Genomic DNA, 18,756 nt, shown 5'->3' on the forward strand with positions numbered 1-18,756 from the left:
CGCGGGCGGCGCTCGATTTCAGCGGCACTAAACAACTCAAGCACCCCTTCGCGATACCCCTATAGAACCCACGCCAGCCCATTCCCCCCACCCCGATTCAGGGGAACCCACTGGGGAATCTTCCCCAACTCCCTCCGCAATCCCCCGCAACCAACTGAAAAACCAAACGATTTTTTATGGCATGCGCCTTGCTCCGGCCCTTCGCAGAGTCCCTGTGTACCCGGAGGTGCAGCATGAAGACCCCGCTCAAAGGCTCCGTCCTGACGTCCCTCGTGCTCGCCCTGCTGGGCTGGCAGGCCACCAGCGAAGCGGCGGTGCAGTGCCAGCGCACCCTGGTGGCCAACGTGGTGGCCCTGGACCAGCCGCTGATGTTCAACCGCCTCGGCGCGCAGAACGCCAATGGCATGATGTTCGCCCTGCGCCAGGACGTGGTCGACGAACACCACGTGCCGCTGACCCGCGGCGGCGCCGCCGTGCCGGGCAAGGTCACCCTGCGCCCCGACAAGCGCCCACGGCCGATCGTGCTGCGCGTCGCCGCCGGCGACTGCCTCACCGTCAACCTCGCCAACTTGCTCGCCTACCAGGCCAACCCCAACAAGCACGGGGTCGACCATGACGAAAACGAAGTCGAGGGGGAGGAAGAAGAGGGCGTGGAGGTCGAGAACGAAGGCGACGAGCATTTTGTCGCCGACGAGCAGGTCAGCGACCGTCATGTGGGGTTCCAGGTCAACGGCCTGCAGGCGGTCAACAGCATTGGCGACATCGCCGCCAACACCGGGCGTAACGGCAATTTCCTGATCGCCCCGGGCGCTACCCGCAGCTACACCCTGTACGCCGAGCGCGAAGGTGCGTTTGCCGCCACCAGCCAAGGTGCCACTTTTGGCGGCCAGGGCGGGGCGGGCAACGTCGCCAACGGCCTGTTCGGCCAGGTGGTGGTGGTGCCCAAGGGCGGGCGCACCTACCGCAATACCCTCAGCGAAGAGGAAATGCGCCTGGCCACTACTGGCCGTACCCCCACCGGTCAGCCGGTGATCGACTACGAGGCGCGTTACCCGCAGGCCGAGCCGTGGCTCGCCGAAGGCAAGGCCGGCAAGCCGATCATCGCCATGCTCGACGGCAACGAGATTCTTCACAGCGAGGCCGACGCCATCGTCATGGGCCCCAACCCGGACGGCAGCTTCCCTCGCTCGACCTACCCGCTGGAAAGCGTCGGCAAGCGCAACCCGGCGCTGCCCAACCGGCTGGAGGCGTTTCGCGACTTCACCGCGCAATTCGCCGACGAGGTGGCCGGCACCCAGGCCTTCCCCGGCTACTGGGCGGACCCGGTGATGGGCCATGTGCTGGAACCGGCGCGCGACTCGTTCATGATCAACTACGGCTCCGGCGGCATGGGCGCCGAGGTGGTGGCCAACCGCCTCGGCGTGGGGCCGATGCACGACTGCCTGTCGTGCGCCTACGAGGAATTCTTCCTCAGCGCCCACACCGTCGGTGACATCGGCACCCTGGTGGACGTGCCGGCCAACGTCGGGCTGGAGCGCATCCGCCCCGGTGAAACGCCACCGGCCAGCGCGGTCGGGGTCAAGGCCAGCATGGCCCTGTACCCCTCGGAGCCGGCCAACGTGCACCACAGCTACATCGGCGACTTCACCAAGTTCCGCAACACCCACAACGGCCACGAGCAGCACATCTTCCACCTGCACGGGCACCAGTGGCTGTTCAACCCCAACGACGACAACTCCGACTACATCGACGCCCAGGGCATTGGCCCGGGCGTGGGCTACACCTACGAGATCGCCAATGGCGGTTCGGGCAACCGCAACCGCGTGGCGGGCGATGCCATCTACCACTGCCACTTCTACCCGCACTTCGCCCAGGGCATGTGGGCCATGTGGCGGGTGCACGATGTGTTCGAGCCTGGCACGCGCCTGGAGGTCAGCGGCGACAGCGAAAACGGCTTCCACACCACGCCGTTCGCCCTGCGCAGTGGCAAGCCGGCGATCGGCGCACGGGCGCTGCCCGATGGCGAGATCGTCGCCGGCACACCGATCCCGGCCATCGTGCCGCTGCCAGGCAAGGCCATGGCACCGATGCCGGGCAAGGTCGTGGTAGTGCCCAAGCTGGCCGAGGAAAGGGTGGCCGAGCACGACGATGAACAGGAGCACGAGGAGGAGGGTGGCGACGACCACGGCGCCGCGCCCCGGGCCATTGGCTCGCTGGCCCTAGTCGACCGCAGCGAGACCAACCGCAACGCCGACGGCAGCCTGAAGAACCCCGGCTACCCCTTCTGGATCGGCGGCATGGAAAGCAGCGTCGGCCAACGCCCACCGACTCCGCCATTGGACATGCTCGACCCGGCGTTGGCGCGCCAGCTCAAGGACAGCGGCAACGCCCTGTGGGCCAACCTCGACCCCAACCAGGTCGACGGCTGGGACGGCGGCCTTGGCCGACACACGCTGGACGGCGTGGCCTCCGGCGGCGAGGCGGTGACCACCACCACCAAGCTGGACTTCTCCAAGGTGGTGCACAAGGCCAAGCCGATCTACCTGCCCGAGCAGGGCACCGACGTCGAGCAGGCCGCCATGCAGTTCCACGCCAAGGCCGAGCATGCCAGCTATGCCCTGGTCCCCGGCAGTGCGCCGGTGGCCAAGGCGTTCCGCACCAACGGCGCGCTGCCCACCGCCGGCGCGCCGTTCTACGAGCCGTGCATGGACGACCGGGGCAAGCGCCTGACGCAAGGCTCGGGCGTGGGCGAGTTCTTCAGCGGCGAGAGCCTGAACGGCCTCAACTTCCGTGGCACCTCGACGTTCACCGCCGACCGCCCGCGTATCTACAAGGGCGCCAACATCCAGTTCGACGCGGTGTACAACAAGGTCGGCTACCACTTCCCGCAGGCACGCATCCTCGCCTTGTGGGAGGACGCCTGGCCGGTGATCACCAAGCAGCGCCCGCCAGAGCCGCTGGTGATGCGCATGAACACCTTCGACTGCACCATGTACCAGCACACCAACCTGATCCCGTCGTTCTATGAAATGGACGACTACCAGGTGCGCACGCCCACCGATGTGATCGGCCAGCACATCCACCTGCCCAAGTGGGACCTGACCGCCGCCGATGGCTCGGCCAATGGCTGGAACTACGAGGATGGCATCCTCTCGCCCGGCAGCGTGGTCGAGCGCGTGCACGCCATCCGCAGCTTCAACGGCTGCACCCAGGGCGATGCCCGCGACGGCAGCGCCGCCTGCCCGAACGCCAAGCAACACCCGTACTTCGGGCGCTTCGGCCGCGCCGACTGGCTCGGCGCGCGCACGGCGATGCAACGCTGGTTCGCCGACCCGCTGGTCAACGTGCACAACGTCGACCGCGGCCTGGGCACCATCTTCACCCACGACCACCTCGGCCCATCGACCCACCAGCAGCTCGGGCTGTACGCCACCGTGCTGGCCGAGCCTGCCGGCTCCACCTGGTACCACGCCGAAACCGGCGAGCAGCTGTACAACCCGGCGGTGCGCCAGGACGGCGGGCCGACCTCGTGGCAGGCGGTGATCCAGACCGGCGACCACGATGGCGACGGGCGCAACGACAGCTACCGCGAGTTCTTCCTGGAATACAGCGACTTCCAGCATGCCTACGAGGCCGGTGTGTACGTCGGCGCCGGCCCCGACGGCATCCCCAACGGCCAGGCCTACCCGGCCACCGCCGACAGCTTCCGCTTCGCCATCAACCCGCCGGTGCGCCAGGCCGCCTCGAACCTGCTCGAGTCGGTGGTCGAGTCGCGAAGCGGGCTGAGCCCGGGTTGTCCGACCCGGCCATGCCCGCAGGCGATCTCGGTGGACGACCCCGGCATGTTCGTCGTCAACTACCGCAACGAGCCGCTGGCCCTGCGCGTGTTCGACCCGAACAAGGTCGGCCCCGACGGCAAGCGCGGCATGCAGGCCGACGGCCTGGGCGGCGATCTGGCCTACGCCCTGCAAACCCGCACCGACCGCGCCATCCCGGCGATGAACCTGGCGCCCTCGGCGATCACCTCGGCGGTCGGCCCCACGGGCGGCACCACGCTGTTCCCGCCGCACATCAACAAGGGCAGCGAGCCGGGCGACCCGTTCACCCCGATGCTGCGCACCTACTCGGGTGACAACGTGCGCCTGCGGGTGCATGCCGGCGGCCACGAAGAGGAGCACAACGTCAGCCTGCATGGGGTCAAGTGGCTGCAGAACGGCTCGGGCTTCGGCAGCAGCTCCAACTCGGGGTGGAAGGCCTCGCAGATGGTCGGCATCTCCGAGCAACTGGGCTTCATGGCGCCGGTGTCGATGATCTCCAGCGCCGCGGCCACCAACGGTGACTACCTGTACACCCTCGACGCTGCCCTGGAGGGCTACTGGAACGGCATCTGGGGCGTGATGCGCAACTACACCGCGCAGCGCCCGGACCTGTTCCCGCTGCCGAACAACCCACAGCCGGTGGCCATGCGCAACACCGTGGCGTTCGACGGCATCTGCCCCCGCACCACCGCCAACCCCAATGGCATCGGTACTCGGCCAACGGTCAAGCGCAGCTACGAGATCGTTGCCGCGCTGGCCAACGACATCCTGGAGAACCGCCACGGCGTCAGCATCGCCGACCCGGCCGGGGCCAACCAGCATGTCGGCGGGCCACTGAAGGCTGGCGGCGGCACCCTGGTGTTCAACAGCCGCCGCACCAGCATCCCGCTGGCCACGGTGACCGACGAGGAAGACGGTGCCACCTTCACCGTCGGCGGCCACAGCGCCCCGCTGCACGACCCGACCGCCGTGCTGTACGTGCGCAAGGCCGACCTCGACCCTGCCACCGGCAAGCTCAAGGCGGGGGTGCCGATCGAGCCGCTGGTGCTGCGCGCCACTGCTGGCGACTGCATCAGCATCACCCTGGAAAACCGCCTGCCGCTGGTGATGCCAGACCTGCCCAGCACCGCCGTGATGCAGAACGTGGTCAAGCGCGACCGCAACGGCAGCGAAGGCGCCACGGCGTTCAACAACAACCTGATGCGTCCGTCCAGCCACGTGGGCCTGCACGCCCAACTGCTGGCCTACGACATCACCAAGTCCGATGGCGCCAACGTCGGCACCAACCCGGTGCAGACCGTGCCGCCGCGCGCGGGCAACAGCGGCGCCTACCCGAGCAAGGTCTACCAGTACTACGCCGGGCACCTGGAACGCGAAGGCAAGCCGGTGCTGCAACTGGGCCGCACGGTGGACAACATCAACACCACCGCCATCGAGTTCGGCGGCCTCAACCTGACCCCGGCGGACGTCATCAAGCAGCCGCAGAAGGGCTTGGTCGGTGCCATGAGCGTGCTGCCACAGGCCGCCACCTGGACCGAGGACGGCGCCAGCCGTGCCCAGGCCACGGTCAAGGTCAGCGGCCAGGCCGACTACCGCGACTTCGTCACCGTGTGGCAGCGCGCGTTGAACATGCGCTGGGCCGATGGCCGACCGGTGGAAGGCATCGCCACCGAAGGCAACGGCGTGCCGGGCGATCCGAAGGACAACGGCAACATGGCCATGAACTACAAGACCGAGCCGCTGTGGCTGCGCTTCGGCCTGGCCCCGGACGCGCCGTTCGGCCGCGCCGACGGCCACGGTTTCGGGGATGTGCCCAACGCCCACATGGCCTACAGCAACGCTCTGGTCGGCGGCGACCCGCAAACCCCGGTGCTCTGGGCCAAGCCCGGCCAGCCGGTGCGCAGCCACGTGCTGATGCCCAGTGGGGGCAGCCGCGGCATCACCTACCAGCTCGACGGGCACCTGTGGCCGCTGCACGCCTACCAGGCCGAGAAGAACGACGTGGATGGCTACCCCATGGGCCTGCCGGGCATCGGTTCGGTGCGCTTCGGCTACAACCCGATGTCGGTGTACATCGGGGCCCAGGAAAGCGTGCTGCCGGCAGCGCACTTCAGCTTCATGCTGCCCAGCGCCGGCGGGGCCAACGGTGTGCCGGGGGACTACCTGTTCCGCGACTACGCCGCCTACGGCAACGTCTCGGGGTTGTGGGGGATCCTGCGGGTGACTAACGAAACGCCGCCCGCCACCGCGCCGGCGCAATGAGCAAGGGGGAACGCGAGCCATGAACAAGAAGACTCGCCCCGCGTACCTGGGGCTGTTGCTGGGGGTGGCGCTGATCGGCCTGGGGGTGGCCTACGAAGAACTCTGGTGCGACCCCCGCGAGCTGCTGCAAGCGCCTGCCGACCCGCAGGCCCTGCACCGGCTCAGCCGGGACGGCGTGACCGTGGAGTTCGAGGCACGGCCACTGGTCGGCGAGCAGCTGCGTGAAGGCGGCTTCGCCAACGTGCGCTTCAAGGTCAGCGACCAGAACAGCGGCCAGCCGCTCTCGGGCATGGCCCCAGGGGCCTGGCTGGACCCGGCGCAGTCGGCCCCCGCGGGCGACCGCGACAGCAGCTGCAAGGCACGGGTGGCGCTGTTCCTGAAAAGCAGCATCGGCGCGCGCCCGCTGCTGGACCTCAATAGCTACTTCCTGCTGGTGCTGAACAAGGACGCCAGCCTCACGGTGATCGATCCCACGGTGTCGGTGGGCGGGGTCACCAGCACCTTGGCGCGCATCGAGCTGCCGGGCCGGCCCATGGACTGGGTGGCCACCGGCGACGACAAGCAGGTGTTCGTCTCGCTGCCCGAGCGTGGCCAGGTGGCGGTGATCGACACCGAGACCTTCCGCCGGGTGGCCACCCTGGAGGCTGGCGAGCAACCGCTGCGCGTGGCCCTGCAACCGGACCAGCGCCGGCTGTGGGTCGGCAACAACAGCGCCGACCCGGCCAAGGGCGGGGTGACGGTGATCGACGTGCCCAGCCGGGCGATGCTCAAGTCGTTCGCCACCGGCTCCGGCCACCATGAAATCGCCTTCAGCGCCGATTCGCGCTACGCCTTCGTCAGTAACCGCGACGGCGGCACCCTGAGCATCATCGACAGCGCCGAGATGCGTCTGGTCAAGACCCTCGAGGTTGGCCCGCACCCACTGTCGGTGGCGTATTCGCCACTGTCCCAGGCGGTGTACGTGGCCGACGGGCGCGAAGGCACGGTGCGGGTGATCGATGCGCGCAGCCACCAGTTGCGCCACGTGGTCAAGGCCGAGGCGGGGCTGGGGCCGATGCGCTTCAGCAGCGACGGGCGCTACGGCATCGTGCTCAACACCCTGGAGCACCAGGCGCTGGTGATCGACGCCAGCAACGACCGCTTGATCCACCGCATCCCGGTGGCCGCCGAGCCCTACCAGCTGACTTTCACCAAGGGCTATGCCTACGTGCGTGGGCTGGCTTCGCCCAAGGTCAGCATGATCAACCTTTCAAGCCTCGGCGAAGGTCGCCAGCCGATCGTCCAGGGCTTCGAGGCCGGGCCCGCCGCGCCGCGCCAGGCCGGTGACCTGCCGTTGGCCCAGGGCCTGAGCGTGGCCCGTGACGACAATTCGGTGTTCGTGGTCAACCCGGTGGACAACACCACCTACTTCTACGCCGAAGGCATGAACGCGCCGATGTCCGGCTACAACAACCGCGGCCACCAGGCCCGCGCGGCGATCGTCATCGACCGCAGCCTGCGCGAGCTGGCCCCGGGCGTCTACGGCTCGACGGTCAAACTGCCAGCGGCGGGCCAGTTCGACGTGGCCTTCCTGCTCAACCAACCGCAGATCATCCACTGCTTCAGCACCGAGGTGGCCGAGGCGCCCGAGGCGCACGCGCACAAAGGGGCGCGCGCCGAGTTCATCGGAGCCGAGCAGCCATTGCTGCAGCACACGCCCTTCGTCGCCCAGGTGCGCATCCTCGGTGATGACGGCAAGCCCCGCCTGGGCCTGCGCGACCTGAGCCTGCGCTACTTCCTGGCGCCGTCGTCGCTGCCACGCAGCCTGGCGCTGGAAGAGGTGGGCGAGGGCGTGTACCAGGCCTCGCTGCAACTGGCCGAGGCCGGGGCGTGGTACCTGCACGTGCAGTCGCCGAGCCTCGGGCGCAGTTTTGCCGAAAACAACTACACCAGCCTGCGCGTCCTGCCGGCCGCAGCGCCCACCGCTTCCCAAGGGGAACCCAGGAGTGTGCGATGAACCGCCCAAACCACTTGATCGCTTGCAGCCTGCTGCTGGTCAGCAACCTGGCCCTGGCGCACGCGGGGCATGACCACGACGGGCACGCTGAGCAAGCGCCGCCCGCTGCGCACCAGGAAAAGGCCAGCGTGCGTTTCGCCGACGTGCCGTTGCTCGACCAGGACGGCATGCCGGTACGCTTGGAGAAAGACCTGGTAGGCGAGCGCCTGGTGGTCATGGGGTTCATCTACACCAGTTGCACCACGGTGTGCCCGGTGGTCTCGTCGATCATGAGCAAGGTTCAGCAGCAGTTGGGCGGGCGGGTGGGCGAGGACGTGCAACTGGTGTCGATCAGCGTCGATCCGCAGCGCGACGACGCCAAACGCCTGCAAAGCTACGCCCGGGCTTTCCAGCATGGGCCGGGTTGGCGCTGGCTGACCGGCTCGCCCTACGCCGTGACCGAGACCCTCAAGGGGCTGGGCAGCTTCAGCGCCGACCTGACCCAGCACCCGCCGTTGATCCTCGTCGGCGACGGGCGCAGCGGCCACTGGACACGCTTCTACGGCTTCACCGACCCCAGCGTGCTCATCGCCGAAGTCAACCGCCTGAGCGCCCGCCGAGTGCACGCCAAGAGCACCGCCATCGCCCACGAGGTGCAGCCATGAGTACCTTCAGCCCCCGGCGCAATGGCATGCGCGGCCTGGACTGGCTGGCCCTGGCCGGCTGCTTGTGGATCCTCGCTTCGGTGGCCTGCGCCCACGAAGGCCATGCCCCGCAAGCGCAGCCGGCGCCGCAGCCGATGGTCAGCGGCGTCGGCACTCGCGACGCCCAGGCCTGGTTCACCGACACCGTGCTCAAGGACCAGGACGGTCGTGAACTGCGCTTCTACAGCGACGTGCTCAAGGACAAGGTGGTGATGCTCAACGTGATCTTCACCCACTGCAACGACGCCTGCCCGTTGATCACCCGCAAGTTGCGCGAGGTACGCGAGGCCATGGGCGCGGAGCTGGCCGCGCAGGTAACCTTCGTCTCGGTCAGCAGCGACCCGCTCAACGACACCCCTGAAGTGCTCAAGGCGTTCGCCCGGAAGCAGGGGGTGGACGGCCCGAATTGGCTGTTCCTGACCGGCGACAAGGCCAGCGTCGACCTGGTGCTGGGCCGCCTGGGCCAGTTCCTGCCCAGCCCCGAGCAGCATTCCACACAACTGATCGCCGGTGACGTGGCCGGCAAGCGCTGGAGCAAGATCCGCCCCGATGCGCCGCCCACCGCCATCGCCCAGCGCCTGCGGTTGCTGGCCCAACCGCTGGCCGGGCGGTGAGTGCGATGGCCCGTGCAGTTGGCAAAGGCAAACCGAAAGGGCCCAGCCGCCTGGCGCTTTGGCTCATCCTGGTCCTGTGCCTTCCAGCCCTGGCCCTGGACCTCAGCCCCCAGGAGCAGGCCGGCAAGCGTCTCTACCGCGAAGGCCTCTCCAGCAGCGACGCCCAGCTCACCGCCCGGGTCGGCGCCAGCGACCTGAGCGTACCTGCCAGCGTGCTGCCTTGCGCCAGCTGTCACGGCATCGACGGTCGCGGCCGCGCCGAGGGTGGGGTACGCCCCCCCAGCCTCGACTGGCAGCGCCTGGCTGCCGGCCAGGGTCTGCGCCAAGCCAATGGCCGCCGCTACCCTGCCTACCGCGAGGCCACCTTGGCCCGTGCCATCCACCAGGGCCTGGACCCCGCTGGCAATCGCCTGGACCCCGCCATGCCGCGCTTCGACCTGACCGCCACCGACCAGCGCAACCTCGCCGCCTATCTCAAGCGCCTGGCCGACGAGCGTGACCCCGGCGTGGAGGAGGGCGCCTTGCGCCTGGGCACCCTGTTGCCCGCCAGCGGCCCCCTGGCCGAGCCCGCCCAGGTGATCCGCGCCGTGCTCGAAGATGGCCTCGAACAGCTCAACCAACAGGGTGGCCTGCATGGCCGGCGCCTGGAGCTGCGGGTCGTGGACCCAGGCGAGACCCCAGCCAGCGCCGAAAAGGCCCTGGCGCGGTTGGTGCAAACCGAGCAGGTCTTCGCCCTGGTCATGCCCCTGGCGCCGATGCTCGACGAGCGACTGGCCGCCTTGCTCGACCAGTACGGCATACCCTGGGTCGGCAGCACGCCCCGCGCCGGCGGCGGCCTGCTGATCTTCGACCCCTTGCCCGGCGTGCCGGCACAACTGCTCAGCCTCGCCAGCCATGCCCGTGAGCGCCTGGGGCTGGCCCTGGGTGCCCTGCAAGTGGTCTACGCCGATGCCGAACAGGCCGCCGCCGCCGAGGCGGTGCGCACCCGCCTGCAACAGTGGGGCGCGGCCCCGCCAGCGGCCCAGGCTTTCGACGGCCAGGCGCCGACGGGCGAGGGTATCTTGTTCCTCGGTCGCCCCCAGGCCTTCGCGCGCCTCGCCGAGGCCTTGCGCGAGCGCGGGCGCACGCCGTATCTGTTCGCGGCTTCGAGCCAAGTTGCCAGCGTCGTGGCGGACTTGCCCGCGCAATGGTCGGACAGGCTGTTCCTGGCCTATCCCTTCGTGCCTGGCGATTGGACCGACCAGGGCCGTGCCACCCTGGCCGGCCTGCAACAGCGCCAGGGCCTGGACCCACGCCAGGCATCGCTGCAGATCAACACCCTGTGCGCCCTGCGCCTGCTCACCGAGGCCCTGCGCCAGGTCGGCCGCGACGCCAGCCGCGAAGGGCTGGTGCGCGCCCTCGAAAGCCTGCACGGCGTCGACATCGGCCTGACCCCGCCCCTGGGCTTTGGCCCCGGCCGTCGCCAGGGCCTGGCCGGCGCCCACGTGGTGGCCGTGGCGCTGCCCGGCCCGCGTTTCCAGCCCGTCGCCGCCTACCGCCCGCTGGCGGACAACCCTTGAACGGAGGTGCCCATGCGTATCGTGCTGCTGTGTGTGTTGCTGGCCCTGGCCAGCGCCAGCCACGCCGACCAGCCGGCGGCGCGGGTCAATGGCGTGGAGATCGGCGTCACCCGCCTGGAGCGCTACTTCAGCGAATACCTGCAAGCCCAGGGCAGGGCGCTGACCAGCATCCGCAACCCCAACCTGTACAAGCGCCTGCGGGACGAAGCATTGGACGAGTTGATCGACAAGGAATTGTTGTGGCAGGCCGCCCAGCGCGAAGGTATCGCCATCGACGACACCCAGGTCGCAGCCCAGGTCGCGCAGCTGGAGCAGGCATTTGGCGGCCCCGAGGTGTTTACCCGGCGCCTGGCCGAGGCCGGCTTCGATAGGGCAGGCTTCGCCGACTACACTCGTCACGAGATGGCCGCCCAGCAGGCCTATGCGCGGATGAGCGCCATTGACCCGCCCAGCGAGGCGCAGGTCGAGGCCTTTCGCCGGCAACTACAAGACATGCAGAACCAAAGTGATAACACTTCGGTCATAGGGGAACAGGGCCTGGCCCTGGCCAGAACCCTGCTCGTCGAGCAGTTGCAGGCCCAGGCCCGGCAGACGGTGCGCCAACGATTGCGCGAGGGGGCACGCATCGAACGTGCGCAGTGACGGTATTCCCCAACACTGGGGAATGCGCCCAGGGCAAAGTGCCATCTAGTTCCCCGTAACTGGGGAAAAGATTGCACGCCTGGCTTTCCCGCACTGGGCCAGCCCTGCAATATCAACGACTTGAACGTGGTGCGACATGACTATTCACGCCTGGCACGAAGCCTGCTCAAGCCTCTACAAGGCCGCACTTCGCAGACCGGGAAACCGGGCAGTTCATGGGAGTGGACCTTGGTGAACAGAGTTTTGGTGGTCGATGACGAGCAGACCCTTGCGCAGAACTTGCAGGCTTACTTGCAAGCGCAAGGCCTGGACGTCCAAGTTGCCCACGACGGTGCCACGGGGATTGGCCTGGCCGAACGCCATGCACCGGACGTGATCGTGCTGGATTACCGCTTGCCCGACATGGAGGGGTTTCAGGTCCTGGAGACCGTGCGCAGGAACAGGCAATGCCATTTCGTGCTGATCACCGCCCACCCGACCGTCGAGGTCCGTGAGCGGGCCGCCGAGCTTGGCGTCACGCATGTCCTGTTCAAGCCGTTCCCGTTGGCGGAACTGGCCCGCGCGGTGTTCGACCTGATGGGCATCGAGCGCCAGCGCAGGGCCACGGACACCCCGGCCGAAGGGTTCGTCGAGCGACGCCAGAACAGGAACCAGACGTTCCCCCTGCAGTTGTACGATGGCAGCTGGGTCCTGGCCGACCGCCGACGCAATGGCGCCAAGCCCCCCGAACCTGACGACGACCAACTGCTCACCGGGGAATAGCGGCGCCCGCGGCCTTCCCTGAACCAGCCTGCGACGCGCCCCTGAGCGGAGTCGCAGGTCATGAGCCTTGATGCAGCCCCCAGCGTCGCCTACCCCCGCGAACTGCTCAACCAGGCCCGTGCCGAGGCCAGCGACGAGCGCCTGCTCAGCCGCCTTGAGCGCCTGAGCGGCGACGCCCCGGCGACCTTCCTCCAGCGCCTGGCCGCCACCCTGCATTACCCGGCGCTGGACACCCAGGCGCTGTTCGCCAGCCAGCCCTGTTTCGAGCAGGTCGGCCTGGCCCAGTGCCTGAAGCGCGAAAGCGTGCTGGTGGAGCAGGGCGGCCATCGCCTCGGCGTGTTCGCCGACCCCTTCGACAGTGCCCGCCTGGCCTGGATCGACGACTGCCTGCAAGGCGCGCCGCTGTACCTGGCCCACGCCGCCGACCTTGCCGCCTTCCTGGCCCGCCACGAAGAAGCCTTCCACGCCGTCGACGCCCTCGGCCAGGACGCCGAGCCCGGCACCGAGGCCGACGCCTTGCAACGCCTGTCGCTGACCAGCATCAGCGAAGACCAGAGCCGCGTGGTCAAGCTGGTCAACTCGACCCTGTACGACGCCCTCAAGCTGCATGCCAGCGACATCCACCTGGGCATGACCGGCCAGGGCCTGACCATCAAGTACCGCATCGACGGCGTGCTCAACGGCGCCGGCAAGGCCAGTGGCAGCGCCTTCGCCGAACAGGTGATCTCGCGCATCAAGGTCATGGCCGAGCTGGACATCGGCGAGAAGCGCGTGCCCCAGGACGGTCGTTTCAAGGTGGCGATCGGTGAACGGCAGATCGATTTCCGCGTGTCGATCATGCCCAGCATCTTCGGCGAGGACGCCGTGCTGCGTGTGCTCGACAAGCAGGACCTGTCCGACCAGGTCAGCGGCGTGCGTCTGCAAGCCCTGGGCTTCGCCGACGACACCCTGCGTGCCCTGCGCCGGCTGGCCAGCGAACCCTACGGCATGATCCTGGTCACCGGCCCCACCGGCAGCGGCAAGACCACCACCCTCTACGCCATGCTCAGCGAGATCAACCACGGCATGGACAAGATCATCACCATCGAAGACCCGGTGGAGTACCAGTTGCCGGGCGTGTTGCAGATCCCGGTCAACGAGAAGAAGGGCCTGACCTTCGCCCGGGGCCTGCGCTCGATCCTGCGCCACGACCCGGACAAGATCCTGGTCGGTGAGATCCGCGACCCGGACACCGCGCAGATCGCCGTGCAGTCGGCGCTCACCGGGCACCTGGTGTTCACCACCATCCACGCCAACAACGTGTTCGACGTGATCGGCCGCTTCAGCCAGATGCAGGTCGACCCCTACAGCTTCGTCTCCGCGCTCAACGCCGTGCTGGCCCAACGCCTGATCCGCCTGGCCTGCCCGCATTGCGCGGTGCCCTGCGAGGCCGATGACCCGGCCCTGGCCGCTTCTGGCCTGACCCGCGAGGCAGTGGCCGGCTGGCGCTTGGTCCGCGCCCAGGGCTGCGGCCAGTGCCGTGGCAGCGGCTACCGCGGGCGCAGCGCGATCGCCGAGCTGCTGCACCTGGACGACGACCTGCGGCAGATGATCGTCGAGCGCCGCCCGCTTTCGCAGATCAAGACGCTGGCCTGCCAGCGTGGCCTGCGCCTGCTGCGTGCTTCGGCCTTGGACCTGGTCCGCGAGGGCCGCACCACACTCGAGGAGATCAACCGTGTCACATTCATCGCTTGATCGAAACCACACCGGCTACTGCGCCGTGCTCGGCGCCGACGGCGTGGGCCTGGGCAACCGCCGGCAGTGGCTGGGCAGCCAGGCCTTCGCCGCCGAGGCCGCGCAACCGGCCTGGGCCCCGGCCCTGGAGGCCCTCGGCGCGCTGCTCGAGGCGCACGGGGCCAGTGCGGCGCCTTTGCAGGTGCTGCTGTCGGCGCGCTACAGCCGCTTCTGCCTGGTGCCCTGGAGCGAGGCCATTGGTCACCCGCGCGAACTGCACGCCTATGCCCGAGCCTGCTTCGAGCAGCTCTACGGCCAGGCGCTGGACGACTGGCGCATCGTGTTGTCAGCGGAACCGGCGGGCGCACCGCGCATCGCCACGGCCTTGCCCGAGGCGTTGCTGCAAGGCCTGCAAGCCTTGGGCAAGCGTCGCCGGCTGCGCCTGCATTCGGTGCAGCCATACCTGATGGCCGCCTACAACCGTTGCTTGGCGCAGCTTGCGCAGGGCGACTTCCTGTTCGTGCTCGCCGAACCCCGGCGCAGTGTGTTGCTGCTGGCCGCCGGCGGCGCCTGGCAGCAGGTGCTGGCCCAGGGCTGCGCCGACAGCGACCAGGCCCTGCGCGCGCTGATCGAGCGCACCTGCGAGTTGTATGGCGAGCACCTGCCACGGGTCTACCTGCATGCCCCAGGGCGCCAGGACGCGGTGGGCCTGGGGGCGGTGCAGTTGTGCGCGGCCGGTGGTGACAGCGACCCGCTGTGCGCCATGTGGCGGGCGGTGGCCTGACATGCGCCGCCTGGACCTGGAATTCCAACCACGGCGCAGCAGCCCGCTGGCCTGGTCGCTGCTGGCCTTGGGTAGCGCGGTGCTGGCGCTGTTGCTGCTGGCCCAGCAGCACTTGCAACGCGAGCAAGTCGAGCTGGAAGCGCGAGTGCACCAGCTCGAACTCAAGCTCGGCCGCCGCCCGGCCACCGCCGCGCCGCAGAGCAGCGCCGCCAGCCGCGAGCAGGCCGAGCAACTGGCGCAGATGCGCAGCGTCTCGCAGCAGTTGCAGCGGCCCTGGGAGCAACTGTTCGCCATGCTCGAAGCCCAGCCCCAGGAAGACGTGGCGCTGCTCAGCCTGACCCCGGACGCGCGCAAGGGCCAGGTGCGCATCGCCGCCGAGGCCCGCAGCCTGGAGGCGATGCTGCAGTACCACCAGCGCCTGGAACGCAGCGCGGAGCTGGCGGATGTGTCGCTGCTCAACCATGAGGTGCTGGCCGGGCAGGCCGCGCACCCGGTGCGCTTCAACCTCACCGCCACCTGGGAGACCGGCCATGCGCGTCCCTAGCCTGATCCTTCACGAACGCCTGCGCGGCCTGGGCCGGGCAGGGCAGGCGGCTTTGCTGGTCGGTGCGCTGGCCGTGCTGTTCGCCGTCGCCGCAGTGCTGCCGCGGTGGCAGGCGGTGCGCACGCTGCAGGCCAGCGAGGCGGATGCCCGAGCGCAGGTGCAACGGGTGCTGCGCGGCGAGCTGAAGGTGGCCGCCAGGCCTGAGCAGCAGACGCTGGACAGCCTGCGCCAGCAACTGCCCGGCCAGCCGCAGGCCAGCGAACTGATCGAGCGCCTGTACCGCCTGGCCAGCGCCGAGCGCATCAGCCTGGCGCGGGGTGAATACGCCTTGGGCGTGGACCCCAAGACCCAGCTGGCGCGCTACCAGATCGTGCTGCCGGTGCGTGGCAGCTACCCACAGATCCGTGGCTTCCTCCAGGCGTTGCTCGGCCAGTTGCCGACCCTGGTGCTCGAAGACCTGGAGCTGCAACGCAAACGCATCGGCGACAGCGAGCTCAATGCCCGGCTGCGCATGACCCTTTACCTGTCGAGGTCGTGATGAACACTCAACGCGTGGTGAGGTGGGTGGGCTTCCTGGGCGTGAGCGCGGTGTTGGCGTGGGCGCCAGGGCATTGGTTCGGTGGGGAAGAGGGGATGGCCCTATCACGGGGCAAGCCCGCTACGGAGGCAACTGCGCACGACACTCCCCGTGCAGGAGCGGGCTTGCCCCGTGATAGGGCCGACCATGCCCCCGCGCCCCGCGACCTGTTCCCTGCGCAACGCTGGGCTCCCGCGCCCACCCTGGCCAGCGTCACCGAACAACCCATCGCCCCGGCACCGGTAGCTCCCGCAGCCCCCACCGCCCCGGTCCTGCCGTTCCAGTTCATCGGTCGCCTGGGCGACCGCGACGACCTGCAGGTGTTCCTGCAAAGCGGCGAGAAACTCTACGTCGTGCGCCAGGGCGACGTGATCGACGACACCTACCGCCTCGATCGGGTCTCGGCCAACGAACTGAACCTGGTCTACCTGCCATTGCACCAGTCGCAGACCCTGTCTGTCGGGAGCGCACCATGAAGCCATCGAAGCTGTGCAAGCCTGCCCCGTTCATGCTCCTGGTCCTGTGCGTGGCCCTGGCCGGTTGCGGCACCAGTGCCGCGCGCAAGGACGGCCAGGCCCTGATCCAGGAAGGCCAGTACGAAGCCGGCATCACCCGCCTGCAAGAAGCCCTGCGTGAAGACCCGCGCGACACCGAGTTGAACATCGCCCTGGCCCACGGTCGCCAGCAGGCCGTCGAAGCGCTGCTGACCCAGGCCGACAGCGACCGTGTCCGCCACGACTTCAGCGGCGCGCGCATGGGCTACGGCCGGGTGCTGACGATCGAGCCGAACAACCGCCGCGCCCAGGAGGGCATCCGCCAACTGGAGCTGATCCGCACCCTCGACGACCGCGTCGCCCTCGGCCAGGCGGCCCTGCGCCAGGGCGACCTGTTCGGCGCCGAGCGGCACATGCGCGAGGTGCTGCGCCTGGACCCGCAGAACCAGAAGGGGATCATCCTGCGCAGCGACATCGAGAACGTCCAGGCCCGCACCGCCCAGCCTTACCCACAACTACGCAGCCGCCTGGAGCGGCCGGTCACCCTGGAGTTTCGCGACGCCAACCTGAAGACCATCTTCGAGGTGCTGGCCCAGGTCGCCGGGATCAACTTCATCTTCGACAAGGACCTGCGCCCGGACATGAAGGCCACGATCTTCGTGCGCGAGGTGCGCATCGAGGACGCCGTGGCCCTGCTGCTGGAGCAGAACCAGCTACGGCAGAAGATCGTCAACGACAACACCCTGCTGATCTACCCCGACTCGCCGCAGAAGACCAAGGACTACCAGGAGCTGGTCATGCGCACCTTCTACCTGACCAGCATCGACGCCAACACCGCATTGAATATGGTCAAGACCCTGCTCAAGACCCGTGACGTGTTCGTCGACGAGCGCCTCAACACCCTGACCCTGCGCGACACCCCCGACGCCGTGCGCATGGCCGAGAAGCTGTTGCAGTCGCAGGACCAGTCCAACCCCGAGGTGGTGCTGGAGGTGGAGGTGATGGAAGTGGCGCGCTCGCGCATCCTCGACCTCGGCCTGCAATGGCCCAACACCTTTGGCGTGATCAACAGCGACGGCAGCGCGGTGGGGGTGCTCGACCAACTGCGCGGGATCAACTCCAGCCGCATCACCCTTTCCCCGTCGCCGCAGGCCAAGATCAACGCCCAGGACAAGGACATCAACACCCTGGCCAGCCCGGTGATTCGCGTCAGCAACCGCGAGCAGGCGCGCATCCACATCGGCCAGCGGGTGCCGATCATCAGCGCCACCTCGGTGCCGTCCACCCAGGGGCCGGTGATCACCGAGAGCGTCACCTACCTGGACGTCGGCCTGAAGCTCGAAGTGCAGCCCACCGTGCACCTGAACAACGAGGTGGCGATCAAGGTGGCGCTGGAGGTGAGCAACGCCACGCCCCTGGAGCCGACCCGCCAGGGCACCATCCCGGTCCAGGTCGACACCCGCAACGCCCAGACCAGCCTGCGGCTGCACGACGGCGAGACCCAGGTGCTGGCCGGCCTGGTGCGCAACGACCACAACGCCAGTGGCAACAAGATTCCGGGCCTGGGCGATATCCCCGGGCTGGGTCGGCTGTTCGGCAGCAACAAGGACGACATGAGCAAGTCCGAGCTGGTGCTGGCGATCACCCCGCGCATCGTCCGCAACCTGCCGTACCAGAGCCCGTCGGACATGGAGTTCGCCACCGGCACCGAGTCGGCCTTGCAGGTGCGCCAACTGGCCCAGCCGCTGCCTGCCAGCGCCGAGCCCACCGAGGCGCCCGCCGCCGGGCCGGTGGTGGAAGGGCAGATGGCCGTGGTGCCGCGGAGCCCACGGCCATGAAACGCCGCCAGCAGGGCTTCAGCCTGATCGAAGTGGTGCTGACCCTGGCGCTGCTCGGGCTGCTCGCCAGCATGGCCGCACCGCTGGCCGAGACCGTGGTGCGCCGGCACAAGGAGCAGCAACTGCGCGCGGCGCTGTACCAGGTGCGCGACGCCATCGACGCCTACAAGCGCGCGTTCGACGCCGGCTACATCGAAAAACGCCTGAACGCCAGCGGCTACCCGCCGAGCCTGCAGGCGCTGGTGGACGGCGTGCGCGACGTGCGCAGCGCCAAGGGCGCGAAGTTCTACTTCCTGCGGCGCATCCCCCACGACCCGCTGCGCCCGGCCAAGGCTGGCGATGAGGGCGGCTGGGGCCTGCGCAGCTACGACAGCAACCCGGACAACCCACGCGAGGGCGACGACGTGTTCGACGTGTATTCCAAGGCGCCAGGCAAGGGCCTGGACGGCACCCCCTACGGGCAATGGTGA

The 18,756-nt window shown here is 68.8% G+C and carries 14 protein-coding genes; all 14 read left to right on the forward strand.

Annotated features, from left to right (window positions below):
• Positions 1 to 233 precede the first annotated feature (233 nt).
• The 14 genes from mnxG to P0Y43_RS13635 all read left to right on the forward strand — a co-directional run bounded on the left by mnxG (position 234) and on the right by P0Y43_RS13635 (position 18,756).
• On the forward strand, positions 234 to 6,080 hold the full coding sequence (gene mnxG / locus P0Y43_RS13570; protein ID WP_275637760.1) for a manganese-oxidizing multicopper oxidase MnxG: 5,847 nt from the start codon (positions 234 to 236) through the stop codon (positions 6,078 to 6,080).
• Between the two features lie 19 nt (positions 6,081 to 6,099).
• The gene (locus P0Y43_RS13575) at positions 6,100 to 8,076 is read left to right on the forward strand and encodes a cytochrome D1 domain-containing protein (RefSeq protein ID WP_275637761.1); all 1,977 of its coding nucleotides are present in this window, start codon (positions 6,100 to 6,102) and stop codon (positions 8,074 to 8,076) included.
• On the forward strand, positions 8,073 to 8,720 hold the full coding sequence (locus P0Y43_RS13580; RefSeq protein ID WP_275637762.1) for an SCO family protein: 648 nt from the start codon (positions 8,073 to 8,075) through the stop codon (positions 8,718 to 8,720). The genes P0Y43_RS13575 and P0Y43_RS13580 overlap by 4 nt, the downstream gene beginning before the upstream one ends.
• Positions 8,717 to 9,373, forward strand: coding sequence for an SCO family protein (locus tag P0Y43_RS13585; RefSeq protein WP_275637763.1), 657 nt, complete (start codon positions 8,717 to 8,719; stop codon positions 9,371 to 9,373). Before P0Y43_RS13580 ends, P0Y43_RS13585 begins: the two co-directional genes overlap by 4 nt.
• A 5-nt stretch (positions 9,374 to 9,378) precedes the next feature.
• Positions 9,379 to 10,932, forward strand: coding sequence for a cytochrome c/ABC transporter substrate-binding protein (locus P0Y43_RS13590; RefSeq protein ID WP_275637764.1), 1,554 nt, complete (start codon positions 9,379 to 9,381; stop codon positions 10,930 to 10,932).
• 12 nt (positions 10,933 to 10,944) lie between these two features.
• The gene (locus P0Y43_RS13595) at positions 10,945 to 11,574 is read left to right on the forward strand and encodes a SurA N-terminal domain-containing protein (RefSeq protein WP_275637765.1); all 630 of its coding nucleotides are present in this window, start codon (positions 10,945 to 10,947) and stop codon (positions 11,572 to 11,574) included.
• A 228-nt stretch (positions 11,575 to 11,802) separates the two neighbouring features.
• Positions 11,803 to 12,336 (forward strand): response regulator, encoded by a 534-nt coding sequence (locus P0Y43_RS13600; RefSeq protein WP_275637766.1) that lies wholly within the window; start codon positions 11,803 to 11,805, stop codon positions 12,334 to 12,336.
• Between the two features lie 60 nt (positions 12,337 to 12,396).
• Positions 12,397 to 14,070: a GspE/PulE family protein gene (locus P0Y43_RS13605; RefSeq protein ID WP_275637767.1), complete on the forward strand. Its 1,674-nt coding sequence runs from the start codon at positions 12,397 to 12,399 to the stop codon at positions 14,068 to 14,070.
• Complete coding sequence (locus tag P0Y43_RS13610) at positions 14,051 to 14,833, forward strand: hypothetical protein (protein WP_275637768.1); 783 nt, start codon at positions 14,051 to 14,053, stop codon at positions 14,831 to 14,833. Before P0Y43_RS13605 ends, P0Y43_RS13610 begins: the two co-directional genes overlap by 20 nt.
• A 1-nt stretch (position 14,834) precedes the next feature.
• A complete protein-coding gene (locus P0Y43_RS13615) occupies positions 14,835 to 15,377 on the forward strand; it encodes a pilus assembly protein (RefSeq protein WP_275637769.1) in 543 nt (180 codons plus the stop codon).
• Positions 15,364 to 15,915, forward strand: a complete 552-nt coding sequence (pilO, locus tag P0Y43_RS13620) for a type 4a pilus biogenesis protein PilO (RefSeq protein ID WP_275637770.1) — start codon at positions 15,364 to 15,366, stop codon at positions 15,913 to 15,915. Before P0Y43_RS13615 ends, pilO begins: the two co-directional genes overlap by 14 nt.
• Positions 15,915 to 16,430 (forward strand): hypothetical protein, encoded by a 516-nt coding sequence (locus tag P0Y43_RS13625; RefSeq protein ID WP_275637771.1) that lies wholly within the window; start codon positions 15,915 to 15,917, stop codon positions 16,428 to 16,430. Before pilO ends, P0Y43_RS13625 begins: the two co-directional genes overlap by 1 nt.
• Positions 16,427 to 18,286 (forward strand): secretin N-terminal domain-containing protein, encoded by a 1,860-nt coding sequence (locus P0Y43_RS13630; RefSeq protein ID WP_275637772.1) that lies wholly within the window; start codon positions 16,427 to 16,429, stop codon positions 18,284 to 18,286. Before P0Y43_RS13625 ends, P0Y43_RS13630 begins: the two co-directional genes overlap by 4 nt.
• Positions 18,283 to 18,756: a type II secretion system protein gene (locus tag P0Y43_RS13635; protein WP_275637773.1), complete on the forward strand. Its 474-nt coding sequence runs from the start codon at positions 18,283 to 18,285 to the stop codon at positions 18,754 to 18,756. Before P0Y43_RS13630 ends, P0Y43_RS13635 begins: the two co-directional genes overlap by 4 nt.

The sequence above is a fragment of the Pseudomonas entomophila genome (assembly GCF_029193575.1).
Taxonomy (GTDB): domain Bacteria; phylum Pseudomonadota; class Gammaproteobacteria; order Pseudomonadales; family Pseudomonadaceae; genus Aquipseudomonas; species Aquipseudomonas entomophila_G.

Coding starts and splice junctions, on each gene's coding strand:
- P0Y43_RS13605 (WP_275637767.1), top strand. CDS start 12,397: ATGAGCCTTGATGCAGCCCCCAGCGTCGCCTACCCCCGCGAACTGCTC.
- mnxG (WP_275637760.1), top strand. CDS start 234: ATGAAGACCCCGCTCAAAGGCTCCGTCCTGACGTCCCTCGTGCTCGCC.
- pilO (WP_275637770.1), top strand. CDS start 15,364: ATGCGCGTCCCTAGCCTGATCCTTCACGAACGCCTGCGCGGCCTGGGC.
- P0Y43_RS13615 (WP_275637769.1), top strand. CDS start 14,835: ATGCGCCGCCTGGACCTGGAATTCCAACCACGGCGCAGCAGCCCGCTG.
- P0Y43_RS13625 (WP_275637771.1), top strand. CDS start 15,915: ATGAACACTCAACGCGTGGTGAGGTGGGTGGGCTTCCTGGGCGTGAGC.
- P0Y43_RS13595 (WP_275637765.1), top strand. CDS start 10,945: ATGCGTATCGTGCTGCTGTGTGTGTTGCTGGCCCTGGCCAGCGCCAGC.
- P0Y43_RS13575 (WP_275637761.1), top strand. CDS start 6,100: ATGAACAAGAAGACTCGCCCCGCGTACCTGGGGCTGTTGCTGGGGGTG.
- P0Y43_RS13585 (WP_275637763.1), top strand. CDS start 8,717: ATGAGTACCTTCAGCCCCCGGCGCAATGGCATGCGCGGCCTGGACTGG.
- P0Y43_RS13590 (WP_275637764.1), top strand. CDS start 9,379: ATGGCCCGTGCAGTTGGCAAAGGCAAACCGAAAGGGCCCAGCCGCCTG.
- P0Y43_RS13630 (WP_275637772.1), top strand. CDS start 16,427: ATGAAGCCATCGAAGCTGTGCAAGCCTGCCCCGTTCATGCTCCTGGTC.
- P0Y43_RS13635 (WP_275637773.1), top strand. CDS start 18,283: ATGAAACGCCGCCAGCAGGGCTTCAGCCTGATCGAAGTGGTGCTGACC.
- P0Y43_RS13580 (WP_275637762.1), top strand. CDS start 8,073: ATGAACCGCCCAAACCACTTGATCGCTTGCAGCCTGCTGCTGGTCAGC.